The organism is Streptococcus oriscaviae (assembly GCF_018137985.1).
Classification (GTDB): domain Bacteria; phylum Bacillota; class Bacilli; order Lactobacillales; family Streptococcaceae; genus Streptococcus; species Streptococcus oriscaviae.
On the sequence record NZ_CP073084.1, the window covers coordinates 991159 to 1007788 of the forward strand.

At 45.6% G+C, this 16630-nt stretch carries 16 protein-coding genes; 6 read left to right on the forward strand and 10 right to left on the reverse strand.

What is annotated here, in order from left to right:
- Positions 1-29: 29 nt before the first annotated feature.
- Complete coding sequence (locus INT76_RS05010; protein WP_212572822.1) at positions 30-1490, reverse strand: NCS2 family permease; 1461 nt, start codon at positions 1488-1490, stop codon at positions 30-32.
- 253 nt (positions 1491-1743) lie between these two features.
- On the opposite strand from INT76_RS05010, the gene INT76_RS05015 reads away from it, so the two are divergent.
- Positions 1744-2556 carry a Cof-type HAD-IIB family hydrolase gene (locus INT76_RS05015; protein ID WP_212572824.1) on the forward strand — a complete coding sequence of 271 codons (813 nt, stop codon included), beginning with the start codon at positions 1744-1746 and terminating at the stop codon, positions 2554-2556.
- Between the two features lie 50 nt (positions 2557-2606).
- Here the strand turns inward: INT76_RS05015 and INT76_RS05020 are convergent, their stop codons facing one another.
- On the reverse strand, positions 2607-4001 hold the full coding sequence (locus INT76_RS05020) for a carbohydrate-binding domain-containing protein (RefSeq protein WP_212572826.1): 1395 nt from the start codon (positions 3999-4001) through the stop codon (positions 2607-2609).
- 297 nt (positions 4002-4298) lie between these two features.
- Between INT76_RS05020 and INT76_RS05025 the strand changes: the two genes are divergently transcribed.
- The 4 genes from INT76_RS05025 to INT76_RS05040 all read left to right on the forward strand — a co-directional run bounded on the left by INT76_RS05025 (position 4299) and on the right by INT76_RS05040 (position 7537).
- Positions 4299-5291: a mannose/fructose/sorbose PTS transporter subunit IIA gene (locus INT76_RS05025; protein WP_212572828.1), complete on the forward strand. Its 993-nt coding sequence runs from the start codon at positions 4299-4301 to the stop codon at positions 5289-5291.
- Positions 5292-5322: 31 nt separating this feature from the next.
- On the forward strand, positions 5323-6129 hold the full coding sequence (locus INT76_RS05030; protein ID WP_212572830.1) for a PTS mannose/fructose/sorbose transporter subunit IIC: 807 nt from the start codon (positions 5323-5325) through the stop codon (positions 6127-6129).
- 21 nt (positions 6130-6150) lie between these two features.
- Entirely contained in the window at positions 6151-7062 is a 912-nt protein-coding gene (locus INT76_RS05035) for a PTS system mannose/fructose/sorbose family transporter subunit IID (protein ID WP_212572832.1), read from the forward strand.
- Between the two features lie 109 nt (positions 7063-7171).
- Entirely contained in the window at positions 7172-7537 is a 366-nt protein-coding gene (locus INT76_RS05040) for a DUF956 family protein (protein WP_212572834.1), read from the forward strand.
- A 353-nt stretch (positions 7538-7890) separates the two neighbouring features.
- On the opposite strand, the gene INT76_RS05045 is transcribed toward INT76_RS05040, so the two are convergent.
- Positions 7891-8343, reverse strand: a complete 453-nt coding sequence (locus tag INT76_RS05045) for a GNAT family N-acetyltransferase (protein ID WP_212572835.1) — start codon at positions 8341-8343, stop codon at positions 7891-7893.
- A gap of 522 nt (positions 8344-8865) precedes the next feature.
- On the opposite strand from INT76_RS05045, the gene serS reads away from it, so the two are divergent.
- Complete coding sequence (serS, locus tag INT76_RS05050) at positions 8866-10143, forward strand: serine--tRNA ligase (RefSeq protein ID WP_212572837.1); 1278 nt, start codon at positions 8866-8868, stop codon at positions 10141-10143.
- 209 nt (positions 10144-10352) lie between these two features.
- On the opposite strand, the gene INT76_RS11025 is transcribed toward serS, so the two are convergent.
- The 7 genes from INT76_RS11025 to fabF all read right to left on the reverse strand — a co-directional run bounded on the left by INT76_RS11025 (position 10353) and on the right by fabF (position 16599).
- Positions 10353-11036 (reverse strand): CPBP family intramembrane glutamic endopeptidase, encoded by a 684-nt coding sequence (locus tag INT76_RS11025; protein ID WP_249116188.1) that lies wholly within the window; start codon positions 11034-11036, stop codon positions 10353-10355.
- A 226-nt stretch (positions 11037-11262) separates the two neighbouring features.
- Positions 11263-12033, reverse strand: a complete 771-nt coding sequence (locus tag INT76_RS05060; RefSeq protein ID WP_212572839.1) for an acetyl-CoA carboxylase carboxyl transferase subunit alpha — start codon at positions 12031-12033, stop codon at positions 11263-11265.
- Positions 12030-12893 (reverse strand): acetyl-CoA carboxylase, carboxyltransferase subunit beta, encoded by an 864-nt coding sequence (gene accD, locus INT76_RS05065; protein WP_212572841.1) that lies wholly within the window; start codon positions 12891-12893, stop codon positions 12030-12032. Before accD ends, INT76_RS05060 begins: the two co-directional genes overlap by 4 nt.
- A 54-nt stretch (positions 12894-12947) precedes the next feature.
- Entirely contained in the window at positions 12948-14321 is a 1374-nt protein-coding gene (locus INT76_RS05070) for an acetyl-CoA carboxylase biotin carboxylase subunit (RefSeq protein WP_212572843.1), read from the reverse strand.
- A 143-nt stretch (positions 14322-14464) separates the two neighbouring features.
- A complete protein-coding gene (gene fabZ / locus INT76_RS05075) occupies positions 14465-14887 on the reverse strand; it encodes a 3-hydroxyacyl-ACP dehydratase FabZ (protein WP_212572845.1) in 423 nt (140 codons plus the stop codon).
- Positions 14884-15363, reverse strand: coding sequence for an acetyl-CoA carboxylase biotin carboxyl carrier protein (gene accB, locus INT76_RS05080; protein WP_212572847.1), 480 nt, complete (start codon positions 15361-15363; stop codon positions 14884-14886). The genes fabZ and accB overlap by 4 nt, the downstream gene beginning before the upstream one ends.
- The gene (fabF, locus tag INT76_RS05085; protein ID WP_212572849.1) at positions 15364-16599 is read right to left on the reverse strand and encodes a beta-ketoacyl-ACP synthase II; all 1236 of its coding nucleotides are present in this window, start codon (positions 16597-16599) and stop codon (positions 15364-15366) included.
- Between the last annotated feature and the right edge of the window lie 31 nt (positions 16600-16630).

The following is a 16630-nucleotide window of genomic DNA, read 5'->3' on the forward strand; positions in this document are numbered from 1 at the left end:
AAACTGGGAAAAGCCCAGTTTTCAGTTGATTATAAGAAGGCAAGAATCACAAAGTTGATGATAAAGAGGGCTGTTGCTCCCCAGAGAATCGGGTGAATTTCTTTTGCCTTGCCTGTTGAAACTTTCACCAAGCAATAGAAGATGAAGGCTGCCGCAATACCGTATGAGATAGAGAAGCAAAGTGACATGAAGAAGGCTGCAAAGAAGGCTGGAAGCGCATCTTCAAACTGGCTCCAATCCACATCCAAGAAGCTGGAAACCATCATCACACCGACAATAATCAAGGCAGGTGCTGTCGCTGCTGCAGGCACAATACCGATAAATGGCAAGATAAGGATAGACAAGAGGAAGAGAACAGCCGTTGACACAGCGGTCAAACCAGTCCGTCCGCCTGCAGAAATACCCGCTGCTGACTCAACATAAGTAGTCGTATTGGATGTACCAAAGAGAGCCCCGATTGAAGTACCAATCGCATCTGCAAAGAGGGCGCGATCCATTTTGGAGTTGAATCCTTTCCCGTTTTCAAGAGCCTGCTCATCTTCAGCAGAGAAGATACCAGTCTTGCGTCCTGTTCCGATAAAGGTACCAATGGTATCAAAGGTATCTGACAAACTGAAGGCAAAGATGGTCATCAATACCAAAGGCAAACGGCTAGAATCACTAAAGAGAGAGGACAAGCCGCCAAAAGCTGCTAAGAAGGTGGTTGACAACTCACCGAAAGCTGTACCGATGTTGTTGTTTGCCAAGTCAATAGATGAAAGATCAACCACACCAGCTGGAATACCTGCAAGGGTCGTTGCAATAATCCCAATCAAAATCGCTCCGCGCACATTTTTAATCACCAAGACCGCAGTTAAAATCAAACCAAAAACAGTCAAAAGGACGCTTGGCTCAGTAAAGGTTGAAATAGACGGAACTACGCCACCACCGGCAAAGACTGAGAACACACCATTTGCGAAGGTGTCTGCCGTAGCATCAGCAGGAGCTACACCATTGACAGTAATAATATCTGAACCAGAGGTCAAAAATGTAATCAAGTTGGAATTCTTAAAACCAAGGTAGGCCACGAAAACCCCAATACCACCGCCAATCGCATGTTGAAGGCTGACTGGAATAGCCTTGATAATGCTCTTACGCACTTTGGTTACGGTGATAAAGATATTAAAGAGACCACAGAGGAAGACCATAGCCAAGGCCTCTTGCCAAGAGAAACCAAGACCGACAACTACTGTGTAGGTGAAAAAGGCATTAAGCCCCATTCCCGGTGCCAGAGCATAGGGAACATTGGCAAACAACCCCATGATAAGGGTAGAAACTGCACTGGCAATGATTGTTGCTAAGAAAACAGCCTGTGAGGGCATACCTGCAACACTGAGGATGCTTGGGTTTACAAATAAAATATAGCTCATAGCAAAGAAAGTCGTAAGACCTGCCATAATTTCAGTAGAAACAGTCGTTCCATGTTCCTTTAGACCAAAAAATTTGTCCATTTTTTCAAAAATCTCCTTTTTTTACGAACGATAGACCCATTATACACCAAACATGTTCCGGTTTCAAGGAGAATGTTCCGAAAATGCTTTGATTTTTTAAATTATCCTTATTTGCAAAGTATATAGGCAGTAAAAACCGAACATTCCTCTCTTCTTTCTTCTTTTCGCCAAAAAATCTTACATGTTTTATTTTGCGTCTTTCTTTATTTCTGCTATACTAGGTAGTACATTTGCTCGAAACGGAGAAACTTACATGGATAAGAAAATCATCGCCCTTGACTTAGACGGCACCCTCTTAAATCAAGAGAGCCAACTCACAGACTATACTATTCAGACAATCAAAAAAGTCCGTCAAGCAGGCCACACGGTTCTCATTGCAACTGGACGTCCCTATCGCATGGCGGTAAAATACTACCAGCAACTTGAACTGGATACCCCCATGATCAATTTCAACGGTTCATTGACCCACATTCCAAACCAAAGGTGGGAATGGGAACAAAATATTCTCATTGACAAACGCTATCTCTTGGATTTCCTCAAGGAGGAAGAACGATTTGAAGCAGACTTTATAGCAGGTGAGTACAAAAACAAGTTTTTCATCACTCAAAACAACCTTGACAAGGTAGACCCTGCCCTGATGGGTGTTGACCAGATTACGCCTGACACACTGATTCAGCCTGAACGCATCACCAGCGATCCCCATTCTATCCTTATGCAGACCAGAGCCAAGGACAAATATGCCTTGGCCAAGGAAATGAAGGATTATTTCAAAGATGAGATTGAGATCAACACATGGGGAGGGCCTTTGAATATCCTTGAAACCTGTGCCAAGGGTGTGACCAAGGCTTCCGCCCTGACCTACCTCCTGGACCTCTATCAAGCTAGCAGCAAAGATTTGATTGCCTTTGGAGATGAACACAACGACACACAAATGCTGGAGCTGGCTGGTATTGGCTATGGCATGAAAAATTGTAGCCAAACCCTGCTTCCCTATGCAGACCGATTGACCGAATACTGCAACCACGAGGATGGAGTGGCGCGTGAATTGGAAAAACTCTTCCTATAAATAGACAAAAAGCGAAATGGCAACAATGAACCCGTTTCGCTTTTCATATTTTATTGACTCGTCTGATTCATAGCGCCAGTTTCAAGCTTAGCTGTGGCCGTTATGGACTGACCGTTCACTTCTATGGTGTAGCTTTCCCCTTCCTTTATGGCTGATGAGCTAACCAGTACACTGTCAAAGGACTGGGTAGCCGTGTAGCTAGCGAGGGTTTGACCAGAAGCATCTTTCACAGTAATGGTTGCACCAGCTTCTCCGCTGATAGCAGTAGCTAGAATAGAAGCCTGAGTTGAACTTGAGCTGAACCCTTGAGTCATACCAGAGCTTCCGACCACAAAGACTTCTCCACCTGTAATGGTTGCCTCTCCTTCGTAATCAATAGTTCCATCTCCGTCAGACTTAGCTCCGATGACAGTGACGCTTCCGCCCTTGATGGCAATGTTCCCATTTGAGTCCAAACCATCTCCTCCTGCCGTCAGGCTAATGTCGCCTCCATCAATCGTCAGGCTAGCCTCTGAATAGCTGGAGGCATCCGCGGCATTGATTCCATCTTCTGTCGCTGTCAAATCAAGACTTCCACTCAGGATATGAACTATCGTCCCCTCCAAGGCCTCTGTTGACTGGCTGACCGTGTAAGAACCTCCATCAACCACCAGCGCACCCGAAGCGTGGAAGCCATCATCTCCTGCACTGGCTGTAATCGTAGCATCCTGCAAGTAGAGATTGCCCATATTGCTTTCTTCATCATTGTCGGAATGAAGGGCATCTTCTGTCGCCGTAACATCAATGATCGCATTGGCAATGTTTAGGGCATCGTTAACATTGAAACCATGTCCGACTGCAGAAACGATATAGGTTCCGCCAGTTATTCGCAGATCATCATTGGATTCAATAGCATTGTTGTAATTCCCTTTCACAGTCAACTGTCCCTCTCCATTAAAGGTCAAATCGCTCTTAGAGTAAATAGCCGCATCCACCGTCGCATTGCTGTTAGCCACCGAGTCTGAGATGCTGTTGGTTGACCCTTCTGCCAAGGTTAGAGTGACCTTATCTGCTTCTTCAACATAGATAGCAGCTTGGTCGCCAGTCATCGTCACATTGTCCAAAACCAGCTGCACCTTGGCTGAGTCAGCTGCTTTTACGAGAATTTGCACATTTTCAGAAGAGCCTGAAATGATATATGTCCCTTCCGAAGAGATGGTGACAGTGGAACCTGATACACTAACTCCTGAACCCGAAACAGTTGCAGAGGAACCAGAAAGGTCAATCGTTGCCGCTGTTGCTGTATCATAACTGGAGTCAAAGTCACTGTCTGTAAAATAGCTGCTACTCGCCGTTGCCGTCGAGTTGGCTGTCGAAGAATTGCTGTTTCCACTACAAGCCGCCAAGGTCATGGTGGACAACAAGCCAACTAGAGCCATTGTTTTTTTAAGTGTGGATGCCTTCATGTTTTTCTCCTTTTTAAAAACCGTCAATAGTAGACTCAAGGAAGGTTACTTCGCTTGATGTAAGCCCATTTTAGCCTTAAAAACTTAAAGGATTCCTAAGTTTTTCTTAAAGAATTCTGAATGATTTCCAAGAAAAATATGCTAATTTCTGAAAGTTTCTGAAAAAATTTCTGTCATAATGTCACAAATCTACTTGACAAATGTCATGAAAGCGGTTTATAATAAGTTAGTTCGAAATGTAAGCCTCTTCAAAAAAGAGGACTCGTTTCAACAAGAAAAAATTTAGGGGGAACAATAATGAGTATTGGAATCATTATTGCAAGTCATGGTGAATTTGCAGCTGGCATTCATCAGTCTGGACAAATGATTTTTGGCGAACAAGAAAAAGTACAAGTTGTTACTTTTATGCCAAGCGAAGGTCCAGATGATCTCTATGCTAAGATCAATGCAGCCGTTGACTCATTTGATGCCGATGATGAAGTTTTGGTATTGGCCGACCTTTGGAGTGGTTCGCCATTCAACCAAGCAAGCCGCGTAGCTGGTGAAAATCCAGACCGTAAGTTTGCCATCATCACAGGTCTTAACTTGCCAATGCTGATTCAAGCCTACACAGAGCGCATGATGGATGCGTCTGCAGGCGTTGAAAAAGTAGCGGCAAACATCATCAAGGAAGCCAAGGATGGTGTGAAAGTTCTTCCAGAAGAACTGCAACCAGCTGAAGCAGCTCCTGTTGCTGCTGCCGCTCCTGCCGCTCCAAAAGGTGCTATCCCACCAGGGACTGTCATTGGAGATGGCAAGTTGAAAATCAACTTGGCTCGTATCGACACTCGCCTCTTGCATGGTCAAGTTGCGACTGGTTGGACTCCTGCTTCAAAAGCAGACCGTATCATCGTTGCTTCAGATACAGTATCTCAAGACGAATTGCGTAAGCAACTCATCAAACAAGCTGCACCTGGTAACGTAAAAGCGAACGTTGTCCCAATCAAGAAATTGATTGAGGTTTCAAAAGACCCTCGCTTTGGTAACACACATGCCTTGATTCTCTTTGAAACACCTCAAGAAGCTCTGAAAGCGATTGAAGGTGGCGTTGAAATCAAGGAATTGAACGTTGGTTCTATGGCCCACTCTACTGGTAAAACAATGGTCAACAACGTATTGTCTATGGACAAAGACGATGTTGCAACCTTTGAAAAACTCCGTGATCTGGGCGTACAATTTGACGTTCGTAAAGTACCAAACGACTCTAAGAAAGACTTGTTCGAGCTGATCAAGAAAGCCAACGTTCAGTAAACTGGTCTGTATTTAAAGAAAGGATTTCAACATGTCAGATATTTCAATTATTTCTGCTATTTTAGTTGTCATCGTTGCCTTCTTAGCAGGTATGGAAGGTATCCTTGACCAATTCCAATTCCACCAACCAATCGTAGCTTGTACTTTGATTGGTCTCGTTACCGGTAACCTCACTGCTGGTGTTGTGCTTGGAGGTACCCTCCAACTCGTTGCCCTCGGTTGGGCAAACATCGGTGCGGCGGTTGCTCCGGATGCGGCTCTTGCCTCTGTTGCAGCGGCTATCATCTTGGTAAAAGGTGGCGACTTCTCTCCTCAAGCTATCTCAGTAGCGCAAGCTCTTGCTATTCCTCTTGCAGTTGCTGGTCTCTTCTTGACCATGCTTGTTCGTACTGCTTCCGTTGCCCTTGTGCACGGTGCGGATGCTGCTGCTGAAAAAGGTGATTTTGCTGCCCTTGAGCGCTACCACTTGGTTGCTCTTTCTCTTCAAGGTCTTCGTATCGCAATCCCTGCTGCCCTCCTCCTTGCTATCCCAACCGAAGCTGTACAAGCTGCTCTTGAAGCAATGCCAGCTTGGTTGTCAGGTGGTATGGCTGTCGGCGGTGGTATGGTTGTTGCCGTAGGTTTTGCCATGGTTATCAACATGATGGCAACTCGCGAAGTATGGCCATTCTTTGCTATCGGTTTTGCACTTGCAGCAGTTAGCGATTTGACTCTTATCGCCCTCGGTGCAATCGGTGTTGCCCTTGCCTTCATCTACCTTAACCTTTCTAAAAAAGGTGGAAACGGTGGCGGCGCTGGATCTAATGATCCAATCGGCGATATCTTAGAAGACTACTAAGAAGAAAGGAAGAACACAATCATGACAGAAAAAATTCAACTTTCATTAAGCGATCGTAAAAAAGTTTGCTGGCGTTCAACCTTCCTTCAAGCATCTTGGAACTATGAGCGTATGCAAAACTTGGGCTGGTGCTATGCCCTTGTCCCAGCTATCAAAAAACTCTACACCAAGAAAGAAGACCAAGTTGCAGCTCTTAAGCGCCACATGGAATTCTTCAACACTCACCCATATGTGGCTGCTCCAATCGTCGGTGTAACCCTTGCCCTTGAAGAAGAGCGCGCAAACGGTGCTGACATCGATGACGCAGCAATCCAGGGTGTGAAAATCGGTATGATGGGGCCTCTTGCCGGTATCGGTGACCCAGTATTCTGGTTTACAGTACGTCCTATCCTCGGCGCTCTCGGTGCATCTCTTGCTATCGGCGGAAACATCATCGGCCCACTCCTCTTCTTCATCGGCTGGAACGCTATCCGTATGGCCTTCCTCTGGTATACACAAGAGTTTGGTTACAAATCTGGTAAAGAAATCACTAAAGACATGTCTGGTGGTATCCTCCAAGACATCACTAAAGGTGCTTCTATCCTCGGTATGTTCATCCTAGCGGTCCTCGCTCAGCGTTGGGTATCCATTGGCTTCAACTTCGACGTCTCAGAAGTTCCATTGGCTGAAGGTGCCTACATTCAATGGGATCAACTGCCTGAAGGCTACGAAGGGATTCAAAAAGCCTTTGAATTGGTTGGACAAGGCTTATCTCAAACCCCAACCAAGGTAACAACCTTCCAACAAAACTTAGATGGTCTGATTCCAGGCTTCATGAGCTTGCTTCTGACCTTCCTCTGCATGTGGTTGCTCAAGAAAAAAGTTTCTCCAATCACCATCATCGTTGGTTTGTTCGCCCTCGGTATCCTCGCTCGTGTCGTTGGTATCATGTAATTAAAGACCCCACTTCGGTGGGGTTTTATGGTATAATAGAGTCGTTTGAATCGGCTGTTCTTCCAATTCAAATGGCTGAGCATTACACACGAAAGAGGTCCTTATCCTTATGGCACAATCATTAAACCATACGGTTGAACTCTCAACCACTGGCGTTTCCTATCTCAATCTGGCAGGCAGCTCTGTTGGCAAATTCTTGCTAGGAGATGTCGCTCTTGAATTCTACGCGGACAACAACGTGGAAAACTACGTTCAAATCCCCTGGGACCACATCGATAAAATTGGTGCCAATGTGTCTGGCAGAAAAATCAGCCGCCATTTCGAAGTCTACACTGACAGCGGAAAATTTCTCTTTGCCTCCAAAGACTCGGGCAAAATTTTAAAGGTGGCCCGTGAGCATCTCGGCAACGAAAAAATTGTCCGCCTGCCTACTCTGGTTCAGATTATCTTAGGGAAACTAAAGAGAAAAAAATAAAGTTGAGCAGGGGCTATTAGCAACTCATACACTTCAAATCGCACCATCAGACTCTATTCCCTTGATTTGATGAGTGGGGCAGAACAGAAACAAATTTGCCTCTCACCCACTGCGTCAAGGGTTCGCACAAACTCAGAAAAAGGAGGCTGGACATTTTGTCCAGCCTCTTATTTTGATAATACAGGTAATGATTCAACCAAGGCAGGTCTTTCACGGAGTCTATACGAAAATGATGATCATTTTCCACTCGAACACCTAAAAAACCTGGTCTGAGACAGGATGCCCTTGGCAACCAAGCCCATATCAAGCGGAATAAATCGTATGAAAACACAGCAACAAATGTTTCAAGTATTTTACAACTTATAGTGCATAAAGTTCTCGTGTTTCACAAACCCAAAATCCGTGTACAAGAGCCTTCCCTTGTCCGATGCCGTAATCTGCACTGTGCCGCAACCGTACAGCCTTGCTTCATTAATCACTCTTGTAAGTAGCTCTTTTGCAATCCCCTTGCGACGATAGCTGGGCTCCGTATACATACTTGACAAGAGGCCAACTCGTCCATTTGGACAGCCAAAGTAGGGAGGTTTCTCAACAAAAGACATCCCACTTGTACCGATGATTTTATCGTTTTCCAAGGCCAGCCAAGAAACGAAAGTTCCATTAGCCATATGGCGATTGTAATAATCCTTCAGAGCAGGAACAAGGTCAATATCTTCCTTTGCACCTTCCTCTCGGAGTTGTAGGACACGCATTTCAATAAATATATCCAACTCATTTTCTGTCAGCTTTTTATAGTGTATGTTCATTTTGACACCTCATCACTTACGCAGCCTAATTTTATCGTAACCATTCTGACAACCTGTTTTCTATCCAGCTATTTGTTCAGTCTTTTAACCGCTGTCTCCCTTCTGTTTCCGAAAGAGGAGAGACTTCAACAAAGATAGTATAACAAAGATAGTATACCAAATATTGTCAGAAATGACATCACATTAGTGGGGTGCAGTGCCGAAAACATGTCTTTTCTTCTTTTTTTACGTGCAACCATTGTAGATCGGACAATGCACAAAGAACACCGATTATAAAATCTTAACATTCATTTTACATTCTTGTCATTTTTAGGTATAATGGTTGTAGCGGATAAGTAGCCTCTGGCTCCTTTCAGAAAGTCTGCGGTCGCTGTGAGCAGATAGGAAAAAGATGTGAAATTCTACCGTTGTTAACATATCAAAATACAATCAAGTGCACAGAATGTGAAGCTGGATGGAACCGCGGTACTCATCGCTCCAGCATCTCTCATTCTGTGTTTTTTTATTCCAAAGGAGGCTTCTATGCTAGATATTAAACGAATTCGCGCAGACTTTGACACTGTTGCAGCCAAATTAGCCCACCGCGGTGTGGCTGCCCAGACCTTAAATCAAATCAAGGACTTAGACCAAAAACGCCGCCAAATCCTAGTCACCGTTGAAGAACTCAAAGCCAAGCGCAATACCGTTTCCGCTGAAATTGCCCAAGCCAAACGCAACAAGGAAAATGCGGACGACAAGATTGCAGCCATGCAGGCTCTCTCTGCAGATATCAAGGCCCTCGATGCAGAATTGGCAGAGATTGATGACCAGCTTACTGCCATCATCACCGTCCTGCCCAATACGCCCCACGATTCTGTCCCAATCGGCGCAGACGAAAAAGACAATGTGGAAGTTCGCCGTTGGGGGACCCCTCGAGCCTTTGACTTTGAGCCAAAAGCCCACTGGGACCTAGGAGAAGACTTGAAGATTCTGGACTGGGAGCGGGGTGCCAAGGTCACCGGAGCCCGTTTCCTCTTCTACAAAAACTTGGGTGCTAGACTAGAGCGGGCCCTCTATAATTTCATGTTGGATGAGCACTTGGCAGAAGGCTACCAAGAGGTCATTCCTCCCTATATCGTCAACCATGATTCCATGTTTGGCACTGGCCAATATCCAAAATTCAAAGAAGACACTTTTGAGCTGGCAGACACTAACTTCGTCCTCATCCCAACAGCTGAAGTACCCCTAACCAACTACTACCGGGATGAAATCCTAGATGGCAAGGACCTGCCCATCAACTTTACAGCCATGAGCCCATCCTTCCGTTCTGAAGCTGGTTCTGCTGGCCGTGATACCCGAGGCCTCATCCGCCTTCACCAATTCCACAAGGTAGAAATGGTCAAGTTTGCCAAACCAGAGCAGTCCTACGAAGAGCTTGAAAAAATGACCGCTAACGCAGAAAATATCCTGCAAAAACTGGGTCTTCCATACCGTGTTTTGGCCCTCTGTACAGGTGACATGGGCTTCTCAGCCGCTAAAACCTATGACCTAGAAGTCTGGATTCCGGCCCAGAATGCCTACCGCGAAATCTCCAGCTGCTCCAACACCGAAGACTTCCAGGCTCGACGGGCCCAAATCCGCTACCGTGACGAAGCAGATGGCAAGGTCAAACTGGCCCATACCCTCAACGGTTCTGGTCTGGCCGTGGGCCGCACTGTCGCAGCCATTCTTGAAAACTATCAAAATGAAGATGGCTCTGTGACCATTCCAGAAGTTCTTCGACCTTATATGGGTGGGGTAGAAGTTATTTCTGCAAATTAACAAGAAAATGAGCTGGATTCCCAACTCATTGAAACAAGTATCCGAAGGGACCAATATCGGCCCCTTCTTTTTTATTCATAATCGCCGCCTGCCACATAAGGAACAACAAAATCATACTCTCCAGCTAATTTTAGCATGAAACACAAGGCAACTTGCATCAATCATTGACAAAATCATGCAAACAGGCTTTCTTTAAACCAAGCATATTATCATTTCGTAAAGAAATAGTGTACAATCGTTGCAATGCCATTGTTCATCAAATGAATAGCAAGAGGATAAACCAAGTAATCAGTCCGGTAATAGACATAACCCAAAACAAAACCACTGCTCGAATAGATAAACCAAGACAGCCAATCAGTTGGCCCATGCAGGAGGCCAAAGAGAAAACTAGTTAACAGCAATCCAACTAGGCGATATTCCCCAAATAACTTCTTGTAAAGATAGCCTCGAAAGACTACTTCCTCTGCCAGAGCTGGTAAAGGCGTTGTAAGCAGAAAGGCCAGCCAGAAAGGAAGGCCCGCAAACAGTTGAACGATCTCTTTCTGATTTGCAGTTGTATCAACTCCCTGCACATTCATCAAATACAGCGCTAATGAATCGCAGCAAAACATGACCGTATATCCAAGAAGAACAATCCCCAAACCTCTCCAACTAAAAAACTGAGAATCCCATATTTGCAAGCCATTCTTCTCTGCCCGCCACCAGAAAAACCAAGTGGTTAGTGCTACCAGAACACCAATGGCTAAAAAGACCAACTGCTGAAATTCAATTAGCCCCAAGCTCTTAAAACTACTTAATAGAATGGCTGGCAAATAGCAAATGATGAGTAAACCAAAGGCTCGCAATAAAATCCATAACTTTTCCCAGACTTGTTTCATTTTTTCTGTCAGCATTCACATCTCCAATTTGTATTATTTTTATAATACAATTATACATTACAAAAGATAGATTGTCAACCCACAAAAAAACACCAGCTTGGCGACTGGTGTTTTTAAGGAGATTATGAAAAATATTTAGGATTAATGATAGTATACCCTTCCCACTACTATTTTTCATCCGCCTTAAGACCGATTTTTATCTTTTCCGACTGATGAGTGAAACTAAAAAAGTACTGAAGCATCAGTACTTTCTAAAACGAGCATAACGCTGAGCCAATAATTCTTCCAGTGGCAAGGCTTGGAGTTTTGCAAATTCTGCAATCAGTTCTTCCTTGAGAATCTGGGCTACTTCTTTGGCGAAATGGCCATGCTCAGCAATAACCTTGTCCACAACGTCCAACTTGAGCAGTTCGTACGATGTGATTTTCATCAACTCGGCCGCCTCCATGGCCCGGCTTCCGTCCTTCCATAGAATGGACGCAAAACCTTCTGGACTGAGAACGGCATACATGGAGTTTTCCAGCATCCAAACGCGGTCTGCAACCGCAAGGGCCAAGGCTCCACCTGAACCGCCTTCACCAACAATAATCGCGATAATTGGCACCTTAAGGTCGCTCATCTCCATCAGGTTACGGGCAATCGCTTCTCCTTGCCCCCGCTCTTCAGCACCAACACCTGGATAGGCTCCTGCCGTATTGATAATGGTGATGACTGGGCGACCAAACTTTTCAGCCTGCTTCATCAGACGCAAGGCCTTGCGGTATCCCTCAGGATTAGGTTGACCAAAATTGCGTTTCAAATTATCCTGCAGATTTTTTCCCTTTTGGATCCCCACCAAGGTAACTGGCTGACCTGCTAAAAAGCCGACACCGCCAACAATAGCTCCGTCGTCACGGAAGGAACGGTCCCCATGCAGTTCCATAAACTCATCTAAGATGAGTCCTGCGTAATCCAGAGTCGTCAGACGTGCCTGATCACGCGCCTGACGAATAATTGAACTAACTTCACTCATCTTACACCTCCATGCAATCGAACCAACTTACTAATCGTTTGGCGCAAATCCTGCCGTTTCACGATAGCATCTACAAAACCATGCTCCTGCAGGAATTCAGCCTTCTGAAAATCATCTGGCAGGGTTTCACGAACTGTCGTTTCAATCACACGCCGTCCTGCAAAACCGACTAGCGTTTGTGGTTCTGCCAAAATAATATCACCTTCCATGGCAAAACTTGCAGTAACACCACCTGTTGTAGGATCCGTTAGAATGGTCAGGTAAAACAGTCCTGCATTGGAATGTTGTTTCACCGCCGCGGATACCTTAGCCATCTGCATCAAGCTCATGATTCCTTCTTGCATCCGTGCGCCACCAGAGGCTGTAAATAAGACGACTGGCAAACCGTGTTGCTTCGCATACTCAAAAAGTCGGGTGATTTTTTCTCCTACGACTGTTCCCATACTCGCCATAATGAAATGAGAATCCATGATCCCAAGTGCAACTTCTTGCCCTTCTATCAAGGCCGTTCCAGTCATCACAGCTTCGTCCAAGCCCGTTTTAGCCCGCATTTCAGCCAGCTTCTCCATATAATTGGGGAAATCCAAAGGATTTTTGGTTTCAATGCCGGTAAACATTTCTTTAAAGGAACCTTCATCGACCGTCAAGGCCAAGCGTTCCTGTGCTGTTATCCGAAAATTGTACGAGCAAAAATGACAGGTCTTTTCCAAGCCCAAATCCTTTTGGTAAACCATCCTCTTACAAGAAGGACACTTGGAAAACAACTCATCTGGCACCTCAGGCTTTGTTTGAGGTGTTTGGTGGGCCGATCGATTCGGATTGATACGGATATACTTATCCTTTTTTCTAAACAAAGCCATGCAATATTCTCCTATTTACATCTGTCATATTTCTGAGTGGAACCCACCCTATTCCTAGGATTCCAGAGATTGGGTATACTGTGGCAAGAACTCTTCCATGAGGTAAGCAGTGTCATAATCACCAGCTACCACACGCTTGTCCGCTATCAAATCCAACTGGAAGTCAGTATTGGTCACTACTCCTTCAATTTCCAATTCAAATAGAGCGCGCTGCATCTTCATCAAGGCCTCAAAACGATTCTCTCCATGGACAATAACCTTGGCAATCATCGAATCATAATAAGGCGGAATGGTGTAGCCCGGATAAACAGCCGAGTCAACTCGCAAACCGACACCGCCGCTTGGTAAATAGAGATTGGTAATTTTACCTGGGCTCGGCGCAAAATTGAAGGCTGGATTCTCAGCATTGATCCGACACTCAATCGCATGCCCTCTGATGACAACCTCATCCTGGCTCACACTTAATTCTTCACCTGCAGCAATCTTGATTTGCTCCTTAACAATGTCCACGCCTGTTACAAACTCTGTAACTGGGTGTTCCACCTGCACACGGGTGTTCATTTCCATAAAGTAAAACTCGCCCTTGGCTTCATCCAGAAGAAATTCTATCGTTCCCGCATTTTCATAGCCAACCGACTGAGCAGCTCGAACCGCTGCCTGACCAATCTCCCTGCGCAGGGTGTGACCAATAGCAATCGATGGCGCTTCTTCTAAGACTTTTTGGTTGTTGCGCTGCAAAGAACAATCCCGCTCTCCAAGATGGATAACGTGTCCATGTTGGTCAGCCAAAATCTGCACCTCAATATGGCGGGCTGGGTAGACCACACGTTCTATATACATGGCCCCGTTGCCAAAAGCAGCCTTGGCCTCGCTTGAAGCTGATTCAAAGGCTGCAACCAGATCTGCTTGGCTCTCTACCTTACGGATACCTTTACCGCCTCCGCCGGCAGAAGCCTTAAGCATAACCGGATAACCAATCTTCTCTGCAATTTCCAGTGCCTCTTCTGCCGTATAGACCTCGCCATCTGAGCCTGGAATAACTGGAACTTGAGCCTTAATCATTTCTGCACGGGCATTGATTTTATCTCCCATAGTGTCCATGACACTGCCAGAAGGGCCGATAAATTTAATCCCAACTTCTTCACAGAGAGTCGCAAATTTGGAGTTTTCACTCAAGAAGCCAAAACCCGGGTGAATAGCCTGTGCCTCTGTTACAACGGCAGCTGAAATGACGGCATTCATATTGAGATAGGAATCTGTCGAACGAGCTGGACCGATACAGATGGCCTCATCTGCCAACATGGTGTGGAGGGCGTCCTTGTCTGCTTCCGAATAAACGGCTACTGTCGCAATTCCCAGTTCACGAGCCGCACGGATAATCCGCACCGCAATTTCACCACGATTCGCAATTAAAATCTTATTAAACACTCTTCAATCGTCTCCTTTTCTTGACAATACTCCTAGTTTCCTAGAACGTGTTCAATGTCACAACTGTCAAAAAGTTGATAGGAATAGAAACAAGGGGACGAAGACTTGGAGTCAACGCCCCTCTCATCAAGTAAATTCTACAACTAGCTACCAATCGCAAAGGTCAAGGTACCTGATGCAGCCAATTTGCCATCTACCTCTGCCTTGGCTTCAACTACGGCGATGGTCCCACGGCGCTTGACAAATGTAGCTGTCATCACCAGTTGATCTCCTGGAACCACTTGTTTTTTAAACTTAACCTTGTCCATTCCAGCATAGAAAACCAACTTGCCCTTGTTTTCTTCCTTAGACAGCTCGAGTACTCCCGCTGTTTGAGCCAGCGCCTCCATAATCAGCACGCCAGGCATCACGGGGTATTCTGGAAAATGTCCATTGAAAAACGGTTCGTTGATTGTCACATTCTTAATAGCTACAATTTGGTCTTCGGAAACTTCCAAAACCCGATCTACCAAGAGCATGGGATAACGGTGAGGCAAAGCCTCTTTAATCTTTACAATATCAATCATTTGATGCGTACCAATCCTTGTCCAAATTCGATAACCGCTTCATTAGCAACCAAAACCTCGGTAACAACACCATCACGCGGCGCAGGTACTTCATTCATCACCTTCATCGCTTCGATAATCATCAAGGTTTGTCCCTTTTTGACACTGTCACCCACAGACACAAAGGCTGGTCTGTCCGGTGCAGGTGAGAGGTAGGCAACCCCTACCAGAGGACTTTCAACCACTTCACCCTCTGCCTCCACAACAGGTGCAGATACAACAGGCGCTTCTGAGGCAGGTTCTGGATTAGGACTAGAAGTAGCACTTGGTGCTGCTGGTAAGGAAGAAACAGTCGGAGCAAGCTCTACGGGAGCTGGCACTGCAACTGCTTCATTTTTGCTGAAGTGCAGTTGCTCACTGCCATTGGTATAGGAAAACTCACGCAGACTGGACTGGTCAAACTGACCCATCAGGTCTTTTATTTCTGTAATATTCACTTAGGCCTCCCAACGTTTAAAGGCGATAACAGAGTTATGTCCTCCGAATCCAAAGGTGTTTGAAATCGCATGACGGATTTCCATATCACGACCTTGGCCAAAGATAACATCTGCTTCGATGTAATCAGATACTTCTGTCGTACCTGCAGTCATAGGAGCGTGCGAATGTTTCATCGCCTCAATCACGGCAACCGCTTCAATGGCGCCTGCGGCACCCAGCAAGTGACCAGTAAAGGATTTCGTAGAAGATACAGGGGTATGCTTGCCAAAGACTGAAACAATGGCCTGGCTTTCACCCTTCTCATTTGCTGGAGTGGATGTTCCGTGTGCATTGATGTAGTCAATATCTGCTGGTTCAAGGCCTGCTTCTGAGATAGCCAGTTTCATTGCCTTGATAGCACCCAGACCTTCTGGATGTGGCGAAGTCATATGGTGGGCGTCACAAGTATTTCCATAGCCAACAATTTCTGCCAGAATGGTTGCACCGCGCGCCTCCGCATGCTCCAAGCTCTCTAGTACCAAGACTGCTGCGCCCTCACCCATGACAAAACCATTGCGATCCTTGTCAAATGGGATGGAAGCACGAGTTGGGTCTTCTGTTGTAGACATAGCTGTTAGGGCTTGGAAGCCACCGATTGCAAACGGAGTAATCGCTGCTTCTGATCCACCTGCCAAGACAACATCTTGGAAACCAAACTTGATTTCACGGAAGGCTTCTCCTAGAGCGTCATTTGATGAAGCACAGGCTGTAATAACACATTTACATACACCATTTGCCCCTACCTGCATAGCGATATTCCCGGCTGCCATATTTGGCAAAGCTTTTGGAAGAGCCATCGGACGAATGCGTTTTGGCCCTTTTTCATTCATACGAGCAACCTGCTCTTCGATTTCCAAAATACCACCGATACCTGTCGATAGGATAACACCAAATCGATCGCTGTCTACCGCTTCTGTGTTCAACTGAGCATTCGCAACTGCCTCTTGCGCAGCGTAGAGAGCATAGAGAGAGTAGTTATCATAGCGGTTGGTATCTTTCTTAACAAAATACTTGTCAAAAGGAAAATCTTTCAATTCAGCCGCATTGTGAACAGTATAGGCACTGGTGTCAAACTTGGTAATCTTTCCGATTCCAATTTGTCCTGTCTTCAAGCTGTTCCAGAATTCCTCCGGAGTGTGCCCGATTGGGGAAGTCAGACCGTAGCCTGTAACCACTACACGATTAAGTTTTGTCATTGCTTTGCTCCTTTACCTTGCTTAGAAAAAC

What these genes read in the sequence shown, in the direction of transcription:
- INT76_RS05010 (WP_212572822.1), bottom strand. Translation starts at nt 1,490, where the DNA reads ATGGACAAATTTTTTGGTCTAAAGGAACATGGAACGACTGTTTCTACT.
- INT76_RS05015 (WP_212572824.1), top strand. Translation starts at nt 1,744, where the DNA reads ATGGATAAGAAAATCATCGCCCTTGACTTAGACGGCACCCTCTTAAAT.
- INT76_RS05020 (WP_212572826.1), bottom strand. Translation starts at nt 4,001, where the DNA reads ATGAAGGCATCCACACTTAAAAAAACAATGGCTCTAGTTGGCTTGTTG.
- INT76_RS05025 (WP_212572828.1), top strand. Translation starts at nt 4,299, where the DNA reads ATGAGTATTGGAATCATTATTGCAAGTCATGGTGAATTTGCAGCTGGC.
- INT76_RS05030 (WP_212572830.1), top strand. Translation starts at nt 5,323, where the DNA reads ATGTCAGATATTTCAATTATTTCTGCTATTTTAGTTGTCATCGTTGCC.
- INT76_RS05035 (WP_212572832.1), top strand. Translation starts at nt 6,151, where the DNA reads ATGACAGAAAAAATTCAACTTTCATTAAGCGATCGTAAAAAAGTTTGC.
- INT76_RS05040 (WP_212572834.1), top strand. Translation starts at nt 7,172, where the DNA reads ATGGCACAATCATTAAACCATACGGTTGAACTCTCAACCACTGGCGTT.
- INT76_RS05045 (WP_212572835.1), bottom strand. Translation starts at nt 8,343, where the DNA reads ATGAACATACACTATAAAAAGCTGACAGAAAATGAGTTGGATATATTT.
- serS (WP_212572837.1), top strand. Translation starts at nt 8,866, where the DNA reads ATGCTAGATATTAAACGAATTCGCGCAGACTTTGACACTGTTGCAGCC.
- INT76_RS11025 (WP_249116188.1), bottom strand. Translation starts at nt 11,036, where the DNA reads ATGCTGACAGAAAAAATGAAACAAGTCTGGGAAAAGTTATGGATTTTA.
- INT76_RS05060 (WP_212572839.1), bottom strand. Translation starts at nt 12,033, where the DNA reads ATGAGTGAAGTTAGTTCAATTATTCGTCAGGCGCGTGATCAGGCACGT.
- accD (WP_212572841.1), bottom strand. Translation starts at nt 12,893, where the DNA reads ATGGCTTTGTTTAGAAAAAAGGATAAGTATATCCGTATCAATCCGAAT.
- fabZ (WP_212572845.1), bottom strand. Translation starts at nt 14,887, where the DNA reads ATGATTGATATTGTAAAGATTAAAGAGGCTTTGCCTCACCGTTATCCC.
- fabF (WP_212572849.1), bottom strand. Translation starts at nt 16,599, where the DNA reads ATGACAAAACTTAATCGTGTAGTGGTTACAGGCTACGGTCTGACTTCC.